The sequence below is a fragment of the Streptacidiphilus pinicola genome (assembly GCF_003258295.1).
Taxonomy (GTDB): Bacteria; Actinomycetota; Actinomycetes; order Streptomycetales; family Streptomycetaceae; genus Streptacidiphilus; species Streptacidiphilus pinicola.
In genome coordinates this window covers 1-20,110 of record NZ_QKYN01000076.1, presented here as the reverse complement: position 1 = coordinate 20,110, position 20,110 = coordinate 1, and the positions used below count along the sequence as shown (strand labels likewise).

15 protein-coding genes and 1 pseudogene are annotated in these 20,110 nt (G+C 71.5%); 10 read left to right on the top strand and 6 right to left on the bottom strand.

Going from position 1 to position 20,110, the window contains the following annotated elements; all coding sequences use genetic code 11:
• Positions 1–2: 2 nt before the first annotated feature.
• Positions 3–737, top strand: a complete 735-nt coding sequence (locus DN069_RS20135) for an SAM-dependent methyltransferase (RefSeq protein WP_111502751.1) — start codon at positions 3–5, stop codon at positions 735–737.
• A 56-nt stretch (positions 738–793) separates the two neighbouring features.
• Here the strand turns inward: DN069_RS20135 and DN069_RS20130 are convergent, their stop codons facing one another.
• Together DN069_RS20130 and DN069_RS20125 are read right to left on the bottom strand one after the other, a co-directional pair.
• Positions 794–1,180, bottom strand: coding sequence for a VOC family protein (locus DN069_RS20130; protein ID WP_111502749.1), 387 nt, complete (start codon positions 1,178–1,180; stop codon positions 794–796).
• 152 nt (positions 1,181–1,332) lie between these two features.
• Positions 1,333–2,514, bottom strand: coding sequence for a hypothetical protein (locus DN069_RS20125; protein WP_111502747.1), 1,182 nt, complete (start codon positions 2,512–2,514; stop codon positions 1,333–1,335).
• A gap of 363 nt (positions 2,515–2,877) precedes the next feature.
• Between DN069_RS20125 and DN069_RS20120 the strand changes: the two genes are divergently transcribed.
• From DN069_RS20120 to DN069_RS41710, 4 genes and pseudogenes are all read left to right on the top strand, one after another.
• Entirely contained in the window at positions 2,878–3,237 is a 360-nt protein-coding gene (locus DN069_RS20120; RefSeq protein WP_424556305.1) for a VOC family protein, read from the top strand.
• A gap of 173 nt (positions 3,238–3,410) precedes the next feature.
• Complete coding sequence (locus DN069_RS20115) at positions 3,411–4,748, top strand: beta-1,3-glucanase family protein (RefSeq protein ID WP_111502743.1); 1,338 nt, start codon at positions 3,411–3,413, stop codon at positions 4,746–4,748.
• A gap of 37 nt (positions 4,749–4,785) precedes the next feature.
• Positions 4,786–6,219: pseudogene (locus DN069_RS41715) on the top strand (discoidin domain-containing protein); the annotation flags it as partial.
• Between the two features lie 30 nt (positions 6,220–6,249).
• Positions 6,250–8,220 carry a beta-glucosidase family protein gene (locus DN069_RS41710; protein ID WP_341538491.1) on the top strand — a complete coding sequence of 657 codons (1,971 nt, stop codon included), beginning with the start codon at positions 6,250–6,252 and terminating at the stop codon, positions 8,218–8,220.
• Between the two features lie 82 nt (positions 8,221–8,302).
• Here the strand turns inward: DN069_RS41710 and DN069_RS20105 are convergent, their stop codons facing one another.
• The 3 genes from DN069_RS20105 to DN069_RS20095 all read right to left on the bottom strand — a co-directional run bounded on the left by DN069_RS20105 (position 8,303) and on the right by DN069_RS20095 (position 13,394).
• On the bottom strand, positions 8,303–9,325 hold the full coding sequence (locus DN069_RS20105) for a LacI family DNA-binding transcriptional regulator (RefSeq protein WP_111502739.1): 1,023 nt from the start codon (positions 9,323–9,325) through the stop codon (positions 8,303–8,305).
• Positions 9,326–9,406: 81 nt separating this feature from the next.
• Complete coding sequence (locus DN069_RS20100) at positions 9,407–11,992, bottom strand: RICIN domain-containing protein (protein ID WP_111502737.1); 2,586 nt, start codon at positions 11,990–11,992, stop codon at positions 9,407–9,409.
• Positions 11,993–12,116: 124 nt separating this feature from the next.
• The gene (locus DN069_RS20095; RefSeq protein ID WP_207892208.1) at positions 12,117–13,394 is read right to left on the bottom strand and encodes an ROK family protein; all 1,278 of its coding nucleotides are present in this window, start codon (positions 13,392–13,394) and stop codon (positions 12,117–12,119) included.
• Between the two features lie 125 nt (positions 13,395–13,519).
• Between DN069_RS20095 and DN069_RS20090 the strand changes: the two genes are divergently transcribed.
• From DN069_RS20090 to DN069_RS20075, 4 genes are read left to right on the top strand one after another with little or no spacing between them, the layout of a single operon-like run.
• Positions 13,520–14,827 carry an extracellular solute-binding protein gene (locus DN069_RS20090; protein WP_111502777.1) on the top strand — a complete coding sequence of 436 codons (1,308 nt, stop codon included), beginning with the start codon at positions 13,520–13,522 and terminating at the stop codon, positions 14,825–14,827.
• Positions 14,828–14,831: 4 nt separating this feature from the next.
• Complete coding sequence (locus tag DN069_RS20085) at positions 14,832–15,797, top strand: carbohydrate ABC transporter permease (protein ID WP_111502735.1); 966 nt, start codon at positions 14,832–14,834, stop codon at positions 15,795–15,797.
• Entirely contained in the window at positions 15,794–16,642 is an 849-nt protein-coding gene (locus DN069_RS20080; RefSeq protein ID WP_111502733.1) for a carbohydrate ABC transporter permease, read from the top strand. The genes DN069_RS20085 and DN069_RS20080 overlap by 4 nt, the downstream gene beginning before the upstream one ends.
• Before the next feature lie 11 nt (positions 16,643–16,653).
• Positions 16,654–18,642 carry a hypothetical protein gene (locus tag DN069_RS20075; RefSeq protein WP_111502731.1) on the top strand — a complete coding sequence of 663 codons (1,989 nt, stop codon included), beginning with the start codon at positions 16,654–16,656 and terminating at the stop codon, positions 18,640–18,642.
• A gap of 72 nt (positions 18,643–18,714) precedes the next feature.
• Here DN069_RS20075 and DN069_RS20070 read toward each other — a convergent pair whose 3' ends face one another.
• Positions 18,715–19,653 (bottom strand): S41 family peptidase, encoded by a 939-nt coding sequence (locus DN069_RS20070; RefSeq protein WP_111502729.1) that lies wholly within the window; start codon positions 19,651–19,653, stop codon positions 18,715–18,717.
• 57 nt (positions 19,654–19,710) lie between these two features.
• On the opposite strand from DN069_RS20070, the gene DN069_RS20065 reads away from it, so the two are divergent.
• Positions 19,711–20,110 (top strand): ArsR/SmtB family transcription factor (locus DN069_RS20065; RefSeq protein WP_207892207.1); only part of this gene is annotated, 400 nt, incomplete at its 3' end.

The following is a 20,110-nucleotide window of genomic DNA, read 5'->3' as shown; positions in this document are numbered from 1 at the left end:
CGGTGAATCGTGAACAGATGTCCTTGATCGCCCATGCCGACCATCCGATCGCGGCTCCGCTGCACGACGAGTCCGTGGCGGCCCTGCTGGACCGCGCCGTCGGCCGGGAGGACGGGCGCCTGCTCGACCTCGGCTGCGGCAGCGGCGAGTGGCTGTTGCGCGCGCTGGTGCGCTTCCCCCGGCTGCGGGCCGTGGGGGTGGATCTGTCCGGTGCCGCGCTGGCCGAGGCGCGCACGCGGGCCGAGCGGCTGGGTGTCGGCGACCGGCTGACGCTGCACGAGCAGGACGCGGGCGAGTTCAGCGACCCCGACGGCTTCGACCTGGTGCTGTGCGTGGGCGCGGCGCACGCGTTCGACGGACTGCCCGGCACCCTCGCCGCCACCGCCAAGCACCTCGCCCCCGGCGGGAGACTGCTGGTCGGGGACGGCTACTTCGAACTGGAGCCGAACGAGGAGGCCAAGGAGATGCTCGGCGACTCCGGTGACCTCCCGACTGTGATGCGCCAGGTCGCCGACGCCGGGCTGGTCGCGGTCCACGGGCACCTGAGCACCCGGCGGGAGCTCGACGCCTACGAGTGGGCCTGGACCGGTTCACTCGCTTCCTGGGCCCTCGACCACCCCGGCGACCCGTCCGCGCCCCTGGCGCTGGAGACCTCCGCCCGCCACCGCGAGGAGTGGCTCGGCGTCTACCGCTCCAGCTGGGGGTTCGTCACCCTGGTGCTGCGGCCGCTGCCCTGAGCGTGCGCCGGGAGCCGCGGGCGACGGGCGCCGCGCGGCTCCCGGGCTCGGGGCTGCTACTGGTGACTGTCGTACGGGCGGGTGATGATCTCCATCCCGTGCCCGGCGGGGTCGAGGAAGTAGACACCCCGGCCGCCGTGGTGGTGGTTGATCTCGCCCGGCTGCTTCAGGTGCGGGTCCGCGTAGAAGGTGACCCCGAGCGCCCTGATGCGCGCGAACGCGGCGTCGAACTCCTCGTCGGAGACGAGGAACGCGTAGTGCTGCATGACAATGGACTCGGCCGGGATGGTCGCGAAGTCCAGCGTGACGCCGTTGGCGGTGGCGACTGGAACGAACGGGCCCCACTCCGGGCCGACCTCCAGCCCGAGGATGCCGGCCAGGAAGGCGGCGGACTCCCGGTTGTCCCGGGCGTGGACGATGGTGTGGTTCAACTCGACTGACATGGGTGGAATGCCTCCAGGGCATCTCCCGGCACCTCCATGCCTCACCCGGTCGGTGACCGACACGCGATGCCGCACCGCGATCCTAACCCGATGAAGGCGGCGGCCTCCGCCCCGGGAGGGACGGAGGCCACCGGCTCACTCGGGGACCGAGCTCAGCTCTCGTTGCCGAAGGGGCCGACGAAGAGCAGGCCCTTGGGGCTGGCGAGCTTCACCGAGCCGGTGTTGACCGGGGTGACCACTCCGGTGCGTGGGTCGATGACCGACAGGGCCGCGACGTTCGGCAGGTCGCCGGCCTTGGGGGCGGGCTGGCTGGCGAAGAGCGTGCCGGGACGGACGCCCTCGGTCTTCGCCTCGTAGATCTTGCCGGCCTGCGAGTCCACGACGAAGAGCACGCCCTTGCCGCCGGCCAGGACGATGTCGTCCAGCTGCGGGGTGGCGGGGGCCTTCGGGTCGACCTTGGCGTTGACCAGGTTCAGCACGCCCAGGGAGGGCTTCTTCGCCTTGAGGCCCGTGACCACGACCAGCTTGCTGTCGGCCTGCGCGTCCTGCAGCAGGACGCCGCCGCGCGGGCCCTGGATCCAGCGGTTGGAGTCCGGGTCGGTCAGACCCAGCTTCTCCGTCGCCGGCGCGCCCTTGGCCCGGTTGATCACGCGGGCCGTGTCGTTGACGCCGTAGAGCGGGGTCAGCTTGGCCGTGGTGCCGTGCAGGGTCAGGGTGAAGGTCGCGGCGGTGTTGTTCGCGCCCGGCAGCGAGACGTCCGGGTTCGAGTGCGCGACGTAGATCGTGCCGTCGGCCGCGACGGAGATCGCGTCGGTGCCGCCGTTCACGCCGTCCGAGCCCTTCTGGGCCGGGCTCGGGGTGTAGTGGTAGTGCACGACGGTGGCGGACTTGGCCTTCGGCGTGATCGTGTAGAACGTGGAGTTCAGGTCCTCGTTCACCGTCACCAGCAGGCGGCCGTGGCGCGGGTCGGCGGTCAGACCGTCGACGCGACCCGGGAACACCCAGTGGCGGACGACCTTGCCCGAGCGCAGGTCGAAGCCGACGACGTCGCTCTTGGAGCCGGCCGGGGAGCCGTCGGGGCCGGCGTTGTTCTGGTAGGCGACGTAGAGCGTGTCGCCCAGGCGGGTCAGGTCGTCCGGGTTCTTGTACCCGGCCGGCGCGGCCGCGAAGAGGCGGAGCTTCAGCGCGGGCGCGCCAGGCTTGTGCGCCTTGGCCGGCGCGGGCTTCGCAGCGGGCGTCGTGTCGACGGCAGCCGACGCGACAGGAACAGCCACGGCGGTCACGGCAACAGCCGCGGCGACGCCGATAGCGGTGCGCATGGTGCGCAGAGACATCAGTCACTCCAGGGGATTCATGGAGGAGAGGCCCGGCAGTCACCAGGCCGCGACCACCCTGCTCAGCGCGCCGACGGCGGGGCAAGGTTGGTGTACCGGTTCTGCCCCACTGTTCACGCGAGCTTCGACCAGGCGTCGCCTGTGCGTCGTTCCGGAGGGCGGATGCGGCCCCTCGGGGGCGCACGACGCTCCCTGACAATCCCCCAACCTTCGGCCGTGGCCACCCCCATCCGGGGGTCCTTCCTCCGCCACAGCTCCGGGCGTTCGCCAGGCGATAAGCGTTCGCGGGGCGGCGGCCGCCCGCTCTAGGGTGCCGGGAGCCGACGATCACGAGGGGCAGGGCAGGACGAGATGTCACCGATCATGAAATTGAGCGCGATCACGCTCGACTGCCCCGACCCACCGGCCCTCGCCGCGTTCTACCGGGAGGCGACCGGGCTGGAACCGCACCCCGCCTCCGACGCCGCGTTCGCCGGGCTCACCCGGGCGGACGGCCTGTTCGTGGGCTTCCAGCGGTCGGAGCCTTACCTCCGGCCGACCTGGCCCGACCCGGCGGTCCCCCAGCAACTGCACCTCTGCTTCGACGTCACCGACCTCGACGCGGCGCAGGACGCGCTGCTGCGCCTCGGCGCGACTCTCCCCGCCGAGCAGCCGAACCACGAGCGGTACCGCGTGCTCCTCGACCCGGCCGGGCACCCGTTCTGCCTCACCCGGGTGAGCTGACGCACCGACAACCACCGGTCTGCCGCCCGGAGTCGGAGAAGGCTCTCAGGCCTTGACATGCCCCGCGCCCCTCCGCACACTGCTCGTGCGAGAGAGCGCTCTCTCAGCGCCTCCCCTCACTCTCGCTGCGCGTTTCGCCCACCTTCACGCACGCGCGCCTGAGGAGCCGCCGCATGCCCGGAACACAAGCCCTCCCCCGCCGGAAGTCGCCACTGCGCGCACTTCTCGCCGTCATCGCCCTGCTCGCCGGCCTGGTGCTGGCGCTCACCCACGCCCCGCCCGCCCATGCCGCCGGGACCCTGCTGTCGCAGGGCAGGCCGGCCACCGCGTCCTCCGTCGAGAACGCCTCCTTCCCCGCCTCGGCGGCCGTGGACGGCAACTCCGGGACCCGCTGGTCCAGCCAGTTCAGCGACCCCCAGTGGCTGCAGGTCGACCTGGGCGCGGACGCGTCCATCAGCCAGGTGGTGCTCCAGTGGGAGACCGCCTACGCGAAGGCGTTCCAGATCCAGACCTCGGAGGACGCCACCAACTGGACCACCGTCTACTCCACCACCACCGGCACCGGCGGCACCCAGACGCTCGACGTCTCCGGCACCGGCCGCTACGTCCGCATGTACGGCACCGCCCGCGCCACCCAATGGGGCTACTCCCTGTGGGAGTTCCAGGTCTACGGCACGGGTTCCGGGTCGGGAGACCCGTTCTGGGGTGACACCAGCACCATCCCGCCCGCGCAGAACGTGCTGATGGTCAAGGTGCTCAACCGCACCAACGGCGCCTACCCGGACAGCCAGGTCTACTGGAGCTTCAACGGCCAGACGCACTCCATCGCGGAGCAGCCCTACCTCGACATGCCCGCCAACTCCTCGGGCCGGATGTACTTCTATCTCGGGTCGCCCACGAGCAAGTACTTCGACTTCATCGAGTTCACGGTCGGGGCGGGCGTGTTCAACGGCAACACGACCCGCGTCGACGCGTGGGGGCTGCCGATCGCGATGCGGCTGCACGCGACCGACGGCTACGACGTCCAGGTCGGTGACACGCAGCAGGTCTTCGACGAGAGCCGCACGCAGCTGTTCACGGACTTCCAGAACGCGGTGCCGCAGGAGTTCAAGGTGCTGGCCCAGACGCAGGCGCCCTACCGGATCATCGCGCCCGGCAGCGACCCGAGCTTCCAGACGGGCGGCGTGAACGCGAACTACTTCACCGCATACGCCAGTTCGGTCGGCGTCAACGAGACGACCTCGAACATCTTCGGCTGCGCGGGCACGCTGGCGAGCAACCCCGGCGAGTGCGCGGCGCTCAACCGCCATGTGGCGACGCTGCCGCAGGCGCAGTGGTCGGACCCGAGCCAGTACTACCTGGCCGCGCCGGCCAACTACTACGCCAAGTTCTGGCACGACCACGCGATCAACGGGCTGGCCTACGGCTTCCCCTACGACGACTACGCGGGCCAGTCCTCGTACATCTCGCACGCGAACCCGCAGTGGCTCGAAGTGGCCGTCGGCTACTGACCGGACCCCGACCGAGCGAGGAACGCGGAGGAATGCCATGAACGCACAACGCTCGCCGGGGTTCGCCCCGGTCTCCCGACGTACCGTCAGATCCCTGTGGACGGCGGCGCTCGCCGTCCTGGCCCTGCTCACCGCCCTGCTGGTCTCCGGCGCTCCCGCCGCCCACGCGGCCGGAACGCTGCTCTCGCAGGGCAGGACCGCCACCGCGTCCTCGGTGAACGCGGGGAACGTCGCCGCCAACGCCGTCGACGGCAGCACCACCACCCGCTGGGAGAGCGCCTGGAGCGACCCGCAGTGGTTGCAGGTGGACCTGGGCGCGACGGCGACGATCAGTCAGGTCGTGCTCCAGTGGGAGACGGCCTACGCCAAGGCGTACCAGATCCAGGTCTCCGAGGACGGCGCGAACTGGACGACGATCTACTCGACCACCACCGGTGTGGGCGGCACCGAGACGCTGAACGTCACCGGCAGCGGCCGGTACGTGCGGATGTACGGCACCGCCCGCGCCACCCAGTACGGCTACTCCCTCTGGGAGTTCCAGGTCTACGGCACGGCCGGCTCCGGCGGCTCGTCCTGCGGGACGACGAACGCCGCGCTCGACCAGCCGGCCACCGCCTCGTCCACGGAGAACGCGGGGACACCCGCCTCAGCGGCCGTGGACGGCAACACGGGGACCCGCTGGTCCAGCCAGTTCAGCGACCCGCAGTGGCTCCAGGTCGATCTCGGTTCGAGCCTGCCGGTCTGCCAGGTCGTCCTCGACTGGGAGACCGCCTACGCGACGGCCTTCCAGATCCAGACCTCGACCGACGCCACCAACTGGACCACCGTCTACTCGACCACGACCGGCACCGGCGGGAACCAGACCCTCAACATCTCGGGCACCGGCCGCTACATCCGCGTGTACGGCACCGCGCGCGCCACGGGCTACGGCTACTCCTTGTGGGAGTTCCAGGTCTTCACCGGCGGGAGCGGCAACTCCGGCGGTGGGACCGGCAACTGCGGGACCACCAATGCGGCCCTGGGCCACCCGGCCACCGCCTCCTCGATCCAGGACAACAACCCGGCCTACGACCCCTTCTACGCCACTGACGGCAGCACGCTGACCCGTTGGTCGAGCGCGTCCTCTGACCCGCAGTGGATCGAGGTCGACCTGGGCGGGAGCCTGCCCGTCTGCCAGGTGGTGCTCCAGTGGGAGAACGCCTACGCCTCGGGGTTCCAGATCCAGACCTCGACCGACAACACCAACTGGACGTCGATCTACTCCACCACCACCGGGACCGGCGGCACCCAGACCCTGAACGTCACCGGCACCGGCCGCTACGTCCGCATGTACGGCACGGCCCGCGGGACGGGGTACGGCTACTCGCTCTGGGAGTTCTCGGTCTACACGGTCGGGAACCAGACCGTCACCATCCCGCCGCCACCGCCGCAGCCGGCCCCGGGCAACTGCCCCTGGATCAACGAACCGAACGTCGTCGTCTCGACCCGCGTCGCCCAGCTCATGGGCGCGATGACGCAGGACCAGAAGGACGCGATGCTCTACGGCGACGGCTCGAACGTCTACATCGGGCAGATCGCCGCCCAACCCTCGCTCTGCATCCCGAGCGTCAACCTGGAGGACGGGCCCAGCGGCGTAGGTGACGGGCTCGGCGGGGTCACCCAGTTCCCAGACGGGGAGGTGTCCGCGGCCACCTTCGACCCCGGCTACGAGCACGACTTCGGCGTGGCCGTCGGCCAGGAGTTCGCCGGCAAGGGCGTGAACGTCTCGCTCGGCCCGACGATCAACATGGTGCGCGACCCGCGCTGGGGCCGCTCCTACGAGACCTTCGGCGAGGACCCGTACCTGACCGGCGAGATCGCGAGCGCCGACGTCCAGGGCATGCAGAGCCAGGGCGTGATGGCCGAGGTCAAGCACGCGGCGGCGTACAACATCGAGCAGCCGAACGCGCCGGGCAACGAGATCATCGACCCGCGCACGCTGCAGGAGATCTACCTGCCCGGCTTCCAGACCGCCATCGAGAAGGGCGGCGCGGCCGCGCTCATGTGCGGGTACAGCATGGTCAACGGCAACTACTCCTGCCAGAACCCGGCGATCGAGAACGTGCCGATGTACCAGCAGGCCGGGTTCCAGGGGTTCATCACCTCGGACTGGGGCGGCATCCACTCCACCGTGCCGTCGGCGAACGCCGGTGAGACGGTCGAGATGCCCTTCGGCGGCTTCTTCGCCTCCTCGCTCGAACAGGCCGTCGCGGCGGGCCAGGTCACCCAGGCGACCTTCGACACGATGGTGTCCCGGGTGCTGACCCAGATGTTCCGCTTCGGCATGTTCGACAAGGCACCGAGCGGCTCCACCACCGCCATCGTCGCCACCCCCGACCACCGTGCGGTGGCGCTGCGGGGTGACGAGGAGGGCACGGTGCTGCTGAAGAACAACGGTGTCCTGCCGCTGGACCCGAACGGCAGCGAGTCGATCGCGGTCATCGGCACCGACTCGAGCTCCGGGGCGGTCACCGGTGACGGCGGCAGCGGCAGTGCCACCAGCACCGGCACCTACGACCCGCTGTACAGCCTCCAGCAGCGGACCGCCGGAACGAACGTGACAGTCGCCTACAACGACGGCTCGGACCAGGCCTCCGCGGTCGCGCTCGCGCAGTCCTCGAAGGTGGCGATCGTCTTCGCGGCCGACAACTACGGACACGAGGAGTCCGACAACACCACGCTCAACCTGCCGAACAACCAGGACGCGTTGATCTCTGCGGTCGCGGCGGCCAACCCGAACACGATCGTCGTGCTCAACGACAACTCGGCGGTGATGATGCCGTGGCTGAACCAGGTCGCGGGCGTCTTCGAGGGCTTCTACCAGGGCCAGGAGTTCGGCCAGGCCGTCGCGGCGCTGCTGTTCGGCGACGTGAACCCCTCCGGGCACCTGCCGATCACCTTCCCGGCCTCGCTGTCGCAGGTGCCGGCGAGCACGGCGGCCCAGTGGCCGGGCGTCAACGGAACGGTGCAGTACTCCGAGGGGCTCGACATCGGGTACCGGTGGTACGACGCGAACAACGTCACGCCCCTGTTCCCGTTCGGGTTCGGCCTGTCCTACACCAGCTTCTCGTTCGGCAACCTGCAGGTCGGCGCGCTGAACAACAGCCAGGCGACGGTGACGGCCACCGTCACGAACACCGGGAGCCGGGCCGGGACCGAGGTGGCGCAGCTCTACGTCGGCGATCCGGCCTCGGCCGGTGAACCGCCGCACCAGCTCAAGGGGTTCCAGCGGGTGACGCTGGCACCCGGCGCGTCGGCGACGGTGACCTTCACGGTCACGGCCCACGACCTGGCGTCGTGGGACACCGGCAGCGGGCACTGGATCGCCGGGGCGGGGAACTACCAGATCCTCCTCGGCGACTCCTCGCGCAACCTACCGCTGTCGGGCGGACTGACCGTCACCTCGCCGATCACGGCGGATGCGATGGACTGACCCGGTTCCGCGCCGTCCCCGCCGAGTCGGACAAATGGCTCGGCGGGGACGGCGCTCCCGCTGCCGGCCGCGCGGTGATGCCCTAGGCGCTCTCGCGGACCACGAGCGTCGGCTGGAAGACCCGGGACTGCAGGGTCACCTCCGGTGCGGCGATCTGTTCCAGCAGCAGCTCGGCCGTCTGGGCCGCCATCGACTCCACCGCCTGACGCACCGTCGTCAGCGGCGGGTCGCAGCTCAGCGCCGCGCTGCTGTCGTCGAAGCCGACCACCGCCACCCGGTCGGGGATCGCGATCCCCGACCGGTGCAGGACGGCCACCGCGCCGAGTGCCATCAGGTCGGAGGCGACGAAGACGGCGTCCGTGTCGGGTGCGGTCGCGAGCAGCTCGCGCATCGCGGCCGCGCCGCCGGCCTGGGTGAAGTCGCCCTCGACGCAGCCGGCCTCGGTGAGGCCGTGGTGCGCGAGGCGCTCGCGGAACGCGGCGAGGCGTTCCCGGCCGGCCGGGGTGTCCAGCGGGCCCGATGCGGTGGCGATGCGGCGCCGGCCCAGGCCGACGAGGTGGTCCACGGCGAGGAAGACACCGGCACGCTGGTCCAGCTCCACGAAGCTGATCGGCAGCGGCTCGCTCGGGCGGGCGAACAGCACCGCAGGGACCTTGGCCTCGGCCAGGGCGGCCGGGAGCGGGTCGTCGCTGTGGGTGGAGACCAGCACGACGCCGTCGACGTGCCCCTGGCGCAGGAAGTTGATCAGCTGCCGCCGGGACGGCTCGTCGTCGACGATGGTCAGCACCAGCTGCACGCCGCGCGGGCGGACGGCCTGGGTGACACCGCTGACGACGCGGCCGAAGAACGGGTCGGCGAAGATCTGGCCGGCGCTCATGTCCGAGACGGCCAGCGCGATCGAGCCGGTCGTGCGGGTCACCAGGGAGCGGGCGGCGAGGTTCGGCGTGTAGCCGGTCGCGGCGACGGCCCGCTCGACGGCCTCGCGCAGCGACGGCGCGACCGAGGCGTTGCCGTTCACCACGCGCGACACCGTCGCCCGGGAGACCCCGGCGACCTTCGCGACATCGACGAGTGTGACCACGTCCGCTGCGGGCTTCTTCGGCATGCATCGGTTATACACGCCGGTCCTGAGCGGCGGGCCGGTCAGGCGACCGGCCCGCCGCTCAGGACGTGATCCGCGCGGACGTCAGCCGAGCGTCCACTGCTGGAGCGCGGAGCCGGTGTCCGCCTGCTGGGTGACCAGCGCGCCGTCGGCGGTCGAGGCGGTCGTCAGCAGCAGGCCCGTGTGGACGTTGGTGAGGGTGTACCCGCCCGAGGCCAGCCGGGCCGCCGTCCACTGCTGGTTGCTGTTGCCGGTGCAGGCCCACTGGATGACCGCGGTGCCGGCGGCGGTGGCGCCGCCGTCGTCGTCCAGGCAGAGCTTGGAGTAGGCGTTGACCACGGTGTACGCGCCGTTGGACTGGCGGGTGAGGACCCAGCTCTGGTTCCGGCCGCCGTTGGTGGACCAGGTGTCGATCTGGATGCCTTGTGTGGTCGACCAGTTGGGGTCGTCCAGGGCCTCGCCGCCGAGCGTCAGCGTGTGCGTGCCGCTCAGGTCGCCGGTGGCCGCCGCGGTGAAGGCGAGGGTCTGCGCGGCGACGGGACGGGTGTCGCCGGCCGAGCCGGTGTTGTCCCAGCCTCGCTGCGGGGCCGTCGCGACGGCGTAGTTGCCGCTGGTGAGGCTGAGGGCCAGGTCGCTGTAGCGGTTGATCAGCCGGTAGCCGCCCGTCGGTGTCGAGGAGCCGCTCGAGGCCGGGGACTGCATCAGCGTCTGGACGGACCACTGCTGGCCCACCGTCGGTCCGCCGCTGCCCTGCGCGGCGACGGTCACCGGCGCGTCCCACGCCCGGCCGGCGTTCTTCGTCGAGTCCACGCCCAGCAGTTGCCCGCTGCCCGTGTTCGCGACGGTGTAGAAGCCGTCCCCGGTGGGCGTGAACGTCCACTGCGCCGCCGTGCCGGAGGGGGCGGTGGAGGTGGTCACCGCGCTGCCGCTCTGGGCCAGGTACGCGCCGTCGCCCGCGCCGATGCGGTAGGAGCCGCCGCTGCCGACCGGGGAGGACGGCAGACCCGCCGAGGACGAGGGCGCGACGGTGAACTGGGTGTACTCCGAGTCGTTCGGCGTGCAGGAGTACTCGCAGTAGGAGCGGAAGCTGCGCCCGACGATCGCGCCTCCGGTCAGGTTGGCGGGGTCCAGGAACCAGCGGTACCAGGAGCTCTGGGCGGGCCCGGCGGAGCCGATGTCGGTCCACCGCTCGGTGGCCAGGTCGTCGGTCACGTAGAAGTGCTGCGGCTGGTTGCTGCCGGCCTCGTTCTCCGGTGTGCCGATGTACTTGCCGAGGTAGGCGTCCCAGGCGATGTTCAGCACGGACAGCTGCGAGGTGGCGGGCGTCGTGCCCGCGGCGACCTGGCTGCCGACGCTGCCGGCGGTCTGCGGCGAGTAGCCCTGGGCGGAGGGGATCCAGCCGGAGCCCACGCCGTCGGCGGGGATCACGTCGCTCTCCGCGCCGCCCACGCCCGGCTGCGACCAGGAGCCGTCGTACCACTTGCTCCAGGACGCGGAACTCATCTTGCCGGAGATCGGCGCGCGGGCCACGTGCTCCTGGAACGCGCCCCAGCTGCCGTTCTTGTCGATCAGCCGGGACATGTAGAAGACGTAGAAGTACCCGGAGCGCTGGTCGACGTACAGCCGCGGGTCGCCGTCACCGTAGTAGTACGTCGCGTTCGGGAAGGCCGTGGTGTCGCCGCGGGTGGTGCTGTACGGCGAGGTGATGGCGTGGCCCTGAATGGTCCAGGTGGCGCCGTGGTCGGTGGAGGAGGCGTAGTCGACGGCGTCGTAGTGCAGGCCGTCGCCGAAGGGCTGCGGGGTGAACTCGTTGTGCACCAGGCCGTACCAGGTCCCGGTGTCGGGATCGACCCAGACGCCCACCAGGTCGCAGTAGTTGCGCTCGGCGTAACCGGAGCCGGAGGGCGCGTTCGTGGCGTTCGCGCCGGTGGGGCTGCTGTTGCAGAACGCCGTGGTGTCCTTGTTGGTACCGGACTTGCTGATGGACGCGGTCGTCGCGGTGTCGAAGTTCGAGCCGGTGTAGAAGTCCCAGGAGCGGCCGTCGGTGGCGCCGTAGAGGGAATGCGCGGACTGGTAGTAGAACTGCCCGTTGCGGTCGAGGTACGGGAAGGCCGGGGTGTCGTCCCCGTTGATGCCGTTGGTGGCGGAGGTGCCGGCGGAGAGCGTGTAACCGGAGGCCGGTGCGCCTGCCGCCTGCCACTGCTGCAGCGCCTGCGCGGCGTTGCAGGGCTGCAGTCCGACCGCAGCCCCTGCGGTGGCCGAACTGCCCTGCACCTGCAGGCACTTGCCGGATTTGGTGCTGAGCACGGTGGTGTCGGGCTGGAAGGCGAAGTGCTGTTCCGGCGCCGAGCCGTCACAGCTCGCCAGTTGCAGCGCGGCGCCGTTGGCGTCGGAGCCGCCGGCGACGGCCAGGCAGTGGCCCAGCACGCCGACGGTGCCGTCGGAGTTCCAGCCGAAGCTCTGCTCGGCGGAGCCGCTCGCGCAGGACGCGAGCTGGACCGGACTGCCGTCGGCGGTCGAGGCGTTGACGTCGTCCAGACACAGGCCGCCGAGGGTGATGGTGCCGGCGACCGCCGCGTTCGCGGCCGCACCGGGCAGCAACGGCAGGCCTGCGGCGACGACCGCGACGACGGTCGCGGCCACCAGACGCGGTCGGAGGGATCTGCTCATCGTGGTCCTTCCACGGGGGTGGGAGAGGAGCGAGAGGAATAGTTCCGCTAGAATCCGAACTAATCGGGTCCGCGTCAAGACCTTGTGCCGGCCCAGTCCTTGATCGCCCGATCCGGGCCCCGCCCTAGGACTGGGTCAACTGCATGATGGCGATCGGGTCCTGGTACACCGCGTCCAGTGCGAGATACGCGCCGCCCCGCGCCGGCGCGGTGAAGCCCAGCACCGAGGGCACCAGTTCGCAGCCGCCCGCGTCCGGCGCGATCACCGTGTCGCGGACGTGGTCCCTGACGGCGTCGACCAGGTACGCGCCGAACACCGCGAAGTGGCCGCCCAGCACCAGCAGGCGCGGGTTGAGGATGTCGACGAGCAGCGCCACACCCGCCCCCAACGAGCGGGCCAGCGTGTCCAGCGCGGCAAGGGTGCGTTCGTCACGGGCCTCCGCGCGGCGGCGCAGCTCGCTCAGCCGCTGCTCGACGTCGACCGACGGGTCGTGCACCTCGTCGTCGCGGTCGGCGGCGAGCCGCAGCAGGGCGGCGAGGCCGACGGCCGTCTCCCAGCAGCCGCGGCGGCCGCACGGGCAGTCCTGCTCCGGGTCACCCAACGGAAGATGGCCGACCTCGCCGGCGAACCCGGCGTTGCCGCGCAGGAGTTTGCCGCTCGCGATGATGCCCGCGCCGACGCCGGTCGCGCCGGTCAGGTAGACCAGGTCCCGCACGCCCGGCGTGTCCGTGGTGACGAACTCCGCGATCGCGCCCAGCTTGGCGTCGTTCTCCAGGTGGATCTCCGGGGCGGACCGGCCGAGCCGGCGCCGCAGGCCGTCGACGGCGGCGACCTCGCGCCAGCCGATGTTGGACGCGTAGGTCACCATGCCGCGGACCGGGTCGATCACGCCGGGCGCGGCCAGCGTGACGCCGATGGTGCGCACGCCCGAGGACGCCAGCTCCGCCATCGTCTCGGCGACCAGCTGACCGACCGTGTCCAGCACGGCCTCGGCCGGGGTCGAGGCGACGTCGACGGCGAGACGGCGCTGCGCGACGACGTCGCCGGGCAGGTCGAGGGCGATCACGCTGACGTAGTCGACGTTGATCTCCACGCCGACGCCGCACAGCGCGCGACCGTCCAACTCGACGACCTGGCCCGGGCGTCCGACCGCGCCCTCGCGCTCGGCGCCGCCCTCGCGGACCAGCCCGCCCTCCATCAGCTCGGCGATCAGGTTGGTGACGGTGGCCTTGGGCAGGCCGGTGTCGGCCGCGATCCGGGCGCGCGAACGGCCGCCCTCCCCGTGCAGCAGGTTGAGGATCAGGCTCAGGTTGGCCCGCCGCGTCGAGGAGCGGTCCTTCGCTCCGGGCGGCCCGGCGATGGCCAGCTCACGCGGGTACGTCTCAACCTGGTGGGTCGCCACGGCTGCCCTCCCCTTCCTCGCTGGGACTGTAGCGGTCTTGCTGGGTGTCTTGACTCCACCCTATTTTATTCCAACAATAGCCGAACTAATCCAGAGCCGGTCAGCCAAGGAGCCCTGCCTTGAAGATGCACTCCGGAAGAACGGTGGCCGCGGCCGCCGCACTCATGACGGCCACCGCCCTGCTCACCGGCTGCTCCAGCAGCGGTTCCACCGGCTCAGGCGCTCCCGCCTCCGGGCCCGTGAAGCTGGACTTCTGGGGCTGGGCGCCCGGCTACGACCAGTCCGTCGCCCTGTGGAACAAGAGCCACCCGGACATTCAGATCACCTTCGACAAGACCGCCTCGGGCTCCAAGGGCGGCTACACCAAGATGCTGACGGCCGTTCAGGCCGGTAACGCCCCGTGCCTCGCACAGGTCGGCTACGAGACGCTGCCCAGCTTCGCCGCGGCGGGCGCGCTGGAGGACGTCACCTCCGACACCTCCTCCGCCAAGAGCCAGTTCGCCGACTGGACCTGGAACCAGGTCACCATCGACGGCAAGACCTACGGCGCTCCCGTCGACACCGCGCCGATGGCGCTGATGTACCGCAAGGACCTCTTCGCCAAGTACGGCATCAGCAAGCCCCCGGCGACCTGGGACGAGTACGCCGCCGACGCCGCGAAGGTGCACGCCGCCGACCCCAGCGTCTACCTGGGCGACTTCGGCAACGACGCCTACAACTACGCCGGTCTCGCCTGGCAGGCCGGCGCGGCCTGGTTCGGCACCGCGAACCAGCAGTGGCAGGTCAGTCTGAACAGCGCGTCCAACCAGAAGGTCGCCTCCTACTGGCAGGGCCTGCTCGACAAGAAGCTGCTCAAGACCGACCCCAGCTACGACCCGTCGCTCTACAGCGACATGGCGTCCGGCAAGATCCTCTCCGACGTCAACGCCGTCTGGGACGCGCCGATCATCGCCTCCAGCGTCAAGGGCAGCTCCGGCCAGTGGGCCGTCGCACCGATGCCGGTCTGGGACGCGGCCAACCCCGTCTACGGCAACGACGGCGGCTCGGCCACCGCCGTGCTGAAGGGCTGCGCCCACGCCAAGGAGGCGGCGGAGTTCGCCCTGTGGATGAGCACGGACGCCGACAGCGTCGCCAACCTCATCAAGGTCACCGGCATCTACCCCGCGGCGACCGCGGCTCTCAGCAACCCGGCCCTCTCCGCCCCGGACCCCTTCTACGGCGGACAGAAGATCTACGACGTCTTCAACGCCGAGACGGCGCACATCAACACCTCCTGGCAGTGGGGTCCGACGATGACCCAGACCTCCACCGACCTCGCCGACGGCCTCGGCCAGGCCGGCACGGGCGGCTCGAAGCTGCCGGCGGTGCTCGGGACGGTGCAGACCAAGACGGTCGCGCAGATGAAGCAGCAGGGCCTGACGGTGACGGGGTGACCGCGTGAGCACCGCCACCTCCCGACGGACGACCGTCCCCGCGCCGGCCTCCGCCGAGCGAAGAGGGTCCCGCCGCGCGCCGGCGCACGTGCGTCGGCGCGCGCGGACCGCTGGGGCGTTCCTGGCGCCGTTTCTGCTGCTGTTCTGCGCCATGTACGTGGCGCCCATCTGCTGGACCGTCTACCAGAGCCTCTTCCGGATGCACCGGGACGGGCTGGGGCTGTCGGCGCCGACGCAGGTGTTCGCGGGGCTGTCCAACTACTCCGCCGCGCTGGCGGATCCCGCGTTCCGCGGGTCCCTGCTGCGGGTGCTGCTGATCGGCGTCGTGCAGGTGCCGGTGATGCTGGCGCTGGCCCTCGGGCTGGCCCTGCTCCTGGACGCCAGGTCCACGCTGTTCAAGCGGTTCTTCCGGCTGGCGTTCTTCCTGCCCTACGCGCTGCCGGGCGTGGTCGGGGCGATCATGTGGTCCTACCTGGTCGCGCCCGGCCTCAGCCCGATCACCGCGGCCGCGCACCACCTGGGGCTGCACCTGGACCTGACCTCGAACAGCATGCTCGCGCCGACCATCGGCAACATGCTGACCTGGGGCTGGACCGGCTACAACATGCTGATCATCTACTCCGCGCTGCAGGCCGTCCCGCCGGAGCTCAGCGAGGCCGCGACGATGGACGGCTGCTCGGCGTTCGGCATCGCCTGGCGGATCAAGATCCCGCTGGTGCGGCCCGCGCTCGTGCTGACCACCGTCTTCTCCATCATCGGCACCGCGCAGCTCTACAACGAGCCGGCCATCCTGCACAACGTCGCGCCGAACCTGAGCAGCACCTACACGCCCATCTACGCCGCCTACGACGCCGTCGACGCGAACAACTTCAACGCCGCCGCCACCGAGTCGGTGATCCTGGCACTGCTGGCGTTCGTGCTCTCCTTCGGCTTCCTGCGGCTCGTCCAGCGCCGGGGGGCCGCCCTGTGAACACGCTCCGTATCCCGGCCCGCTGGGTCACGCTCGGGGTACTGGTCATCGCCTGCGTCTACTTCCTGGTCCCCGTCTGGTGGCTGCTGGTCTCCTCGACGAAGACCAACTCCGACCTCTTCTCGGGCAACGGCTTCTGGTTCGGGCACTTCTCGCTCGTCGCCAACCTGCGGCAGGTCTTCACCCAACAGGGCGGGATCTACTCGCAGTGGCTGGCCAACAGCGCCCTCTACGCCGTGGGTGGCGCTGCGGTCAGCACCCTGATCTCCTCGCTGGGCGGCTACGCGCTGGCCAAGTACCCGTTCCGCGGGCGGGAGCTGACCTTCAACGTGGTGCTGGCCGCGGTGCTGGTGCCGCAGCCGCTGCTGGCGATCCCGCTGTACCTGATGTTCTCCAAGGTCCATCTGGTGAACACCTACTGGGCGGTCCTGCTGCCCAGCATGGTGAGCCCGTTCGGGGTGTACCTCGCCCGGATCTACGCGGCGGCGTCCGTGCCGGACGAGCTGCTGGAGGCCGGACGGATCGACGGGGCCGGCGAGGTCCGGATCTTCGGCACGATCGCGCTGAAGGTGATGGCCCCGGCCCTGGTCACCATCTTCCTCTTCCAGTTCGTCTCGATCTGGACCAACTACCTGCTGCCGGTGCTGATGCTGGCCGACGACCACCTGCAGCCGGTCACCGTCGGCATCGTCGGGTGGCAGTCGCAGCGCGGCATCGGGCCGTCGGCCGTGCCGTTCAACATCGTGGTCACCGCGGCGATGGTCTCCGCGATCCCCCTGGTCGTCCTGTTCCTTTCCCTGCAGCGGTTCTGGCGCACCGGCCTGACGGCCGGCAGCGTCAAGTGAGGAGGCCCCGCGTGCCCGCCCGGTACCACCTGCGGTTCCAGCTCCACCCCGGCCCGGACGCCGCCGCTCAGGCCGCCGAGCTGGCCAAGTTCTGCGGCGAGGCCGGCGTGGACGAGGTCGTCCTGCTGCTCGGGGCCGAGGAGCTGTACGACGGTCACCCGGGCGGCCCGGCCGAGGACCTGCTCGTCGAGACCGCCGTGACCGGTCTGGGGGTGCTGCGGGAGGCGGGGCTGGAGGTCAGCCTCAACCCGTGGGTCACCGCCGGCCACGCCGACCGCGGCCGGGCGGACCGGCTCGGCTTCGCGCCGATGGTGGCGCCGGACGGCACGGTCGCCGCCGCGCAGGCCTCGTTCGCCTGCCCGCGCTGGCGGGCGTGGATCGCCGCGCACTACGCCCGCTACGCCGCGCTGGGCTTCCGGGTGCTGTGGCTGGAGGACGACTTCCGGTACCACAACCACGCGCCGCTGCCATGGGGCGGCGGCTTCGAACCACCCATGCTGGAACGGCTGGCGGAGCTGGTCGGCGAGCCGGTGACGCGCGAGCAGGCGGTCGCGGCCGTCACCGCGCCCGGCCCGCCGCATCCCTGGCGGGCTCAGCTCCAGCAGGTCTGGCGGACGGCGCAGTTGGAGGTGGCCGAGGAGCTGGCCGCGGCGGTCGCGCGGCACTCGGGCGGCCGGTCCCGGCTCGGGCTGATGAGCTCCATGCTCGGCGTCGCCTCCGTCGAGGGCCGCGACTGGCCCGCCCTCTTCGACACGCTGGCCATCGGCGGACGGGTAGCCCACCGCCCCCACTTCGCGGGCTACAGCGACCAGCCGGGCCGCGAACTGAGCTTCTCCGTCTGGATGCTGGAGCAGCAGCGGGCGCTTCGGCCAGCCTGGGCCGGCAGCGAGCCGGAGATCGAGAACTGGCCGCACACCGCGTGGTCCAAGTCCGACACGCAGACCTGGTCCGAGCTGGTGACCGCGCAGCTCGCCGGCTCCGACGCGCTCTTCCTCAACCTGCACCCGATGCACTCGGGCCGGGCGCAGCGCTACCCCGGCATCGCCCGGCTGCTGCGCCGCTCCCGGCCCGCGCTGGACTTCGTCGCGGCCGAACCGGCAGGCGCCTTCGAGTCGCTGGGCGTCGGTCTGCCGTTCCGCCAGGACGCGGCCGCGCACGTCCGGACCCGGCGCGGCGGCGACCTCGCCGAGCTGGCCGTCGACCCGGGCCCGGCCGCGGACTTCCTGCTGCGCTACGGCGTGCCCGTCACGGCCGGTCCGGCCCGCGTCAACGCGCTGTTCGGGCAGCTCGCCTGGGCCTTCGCCGACGCCGAGGTCGAGCGACTGCTGTCCGGCGGCCTGCTGCTGGACGGTGCGGCCGCGGCGATCCTGGTCGAGCGGGGCTTCGGTCCGCTGCTCGGCATCGAGGCGGCGGAGCTGGTCGAGCGGGACCAGCACCCCGCCGTGCCGGGCCCGTACGCCGTCGAGCGGTGCCCCACGGCGGACGGCGAGATCTGGCTGAGCGTCAATCTCCAGCCGGCACTGGCCCGGCTCTCCCCCGTGCCCGACGCGACGGTGACGACTCTGGTCACCACCCCCGACGGCCGGCCGTGGGGGCCCGGCCGTTGCCACTACACCAACGAGCTCGGCGGCCGGGTCGCGGTGCTCGCCGCCACCGCGCCGGAGCAACTGCCCTTCGACGACGACGGACAACGGTTGCTGCACGCCACCGTCCGCTTCCTGGAGGGCGAGCGGCCGGAACTCCCGCTCGTCTCCGGCGGGCCGCACCTCGTGCCTCACTTCGTGCGCACCGCCTCCGGTCATCGGCTCGCCGTGGCCAACGGCAGCGCCGACCCGGCCCGCCCGCGCGTCGACTTCCCCGGCGCTGCGCCCGACGCGCGGGCGACCCTGCTCTGTCCGTTGGCCGAACCGACCACGGCCGCCGTCGCCACCGACCCAGCCGTCCTGACCGTCGACACCGCGCTTCCCCACCGCGGCTGGCTCCTGCTCCACTGGGCCTGAACGGGCCCCTGGATCCCGCTCCGTCCCCCGCGCCGGTCCCGTACGGCGCCGGGGGCGGAGCGCTTTCAGCGGTCAGACCGCGTCCGACTCCGCGAGACGGGCTCGGGCGAGGGCCAGCGCCCGGTCGAGGGCCTCGTCGGCGTCGCAGGGCACGTCGGGGCGGACGCCGACGCCCTCCCAGTTGGTCCCCGAGACGGGGTTCACCGCGCGGGCGACCGGCACCGAGGCCTCCAGATGCGGGTGGACCGTCCAGCCCTTGCGCGGGTGCGCCCCGCCGCCGGTGGTCTCGCCCACGATCTGGGCGCGGCCGAGCTGCTGCAGGTCGTACGCGAGCTCCTCGCCGCCGGAGAAGGTCGCGCCGCTCGTCAGCACGTAGAGGGGCTTGCTGCCGCCGAACCGGGCGCCCGGCACGTGCGAGGGCGTCCAGAACTGCTCGGCCACCTCGCCCTGACGCTTCAGCAGGGTGTTCAGGTGCGTGCGGCCGTCCAGCAGGTAGGCGCAGATGAAGGCGACCGTCTCCGGGTCGCCGCCGGTGTTCCGGCGCAGGTCGAGGACGAGGGCGGGGGCGGGCGCCACCAGGGTGAGCGCGGCGGCCAGCGGCTCGGCAGCCCAGTCCACCGGGAACATCGCCGGGGCGATCTCCAGCAGGGCGACGCCGCCCTCCAGCAGCTCCACCCGCGGCACGCCGCCCAGCGAGGCGTCGAACTTGCGGCGCATCTCCGCCATGAGCGCCTCGCCCTGCCCGGACGACACGGGCTCCTCGTGGTGCTTCAGCCGCAGGTGCAGGTCGCCGTTGAGTGACCGCAGGTCGGCCGTGACGGCCTCGGCCAGCTCCGCCGCGCTCTGCGTGGGGTACGCCCCGGCGGCGCTACGACGCCGCAGCAGCGCGGCCAACTCGGCTGCCACCTCCGGGAAGACGTAGTGCTCGGCGAGCAGTTCGGCGGTCGCGTCGACGACGGTGGCGGCGTCCAGCGCGGTGGACAGCGGAGCGGACGGCGTAGTGGTGGTCATGGCAGCGAGTAGACCAGCCCGCTTGCAAAAGCGTCAACCACAATTAACACTTAACCCGTGAGCACCGACCCGTCCGAGGACGTCCAGCAGATCGACTCCGCCGAGCAGCACGCCGCACTGGCCCATCCGCTACGCCAGCGGCTGCTGTTCACGCTCAAACGGGAGCCGTCCACGATCAGCCGGCTGGCCGCGCAGCTGGGCGTGAACAAGGGCAGCGTCTCGCACCATCTGAAGGTGCTGCGGGAGGCGGGGCTGGTCCAGGCCGCCGGTTCCCGGCAGGTCCGGGGCGGCACCGAGCAGTACTACCGGGTGTCCGCGCGCCGCCTGCTGGTCCAGGATCCGCAGCCCGAGGGCACGGCCGCGCTGCTCGGGGCGGTGGCCCAGGAGTTGGACCGCTCCCCCGTCGAGCACACGCTGACGCTGCGCCATCTCCGTCTCGGCCCGGCCAAGGCGGCCG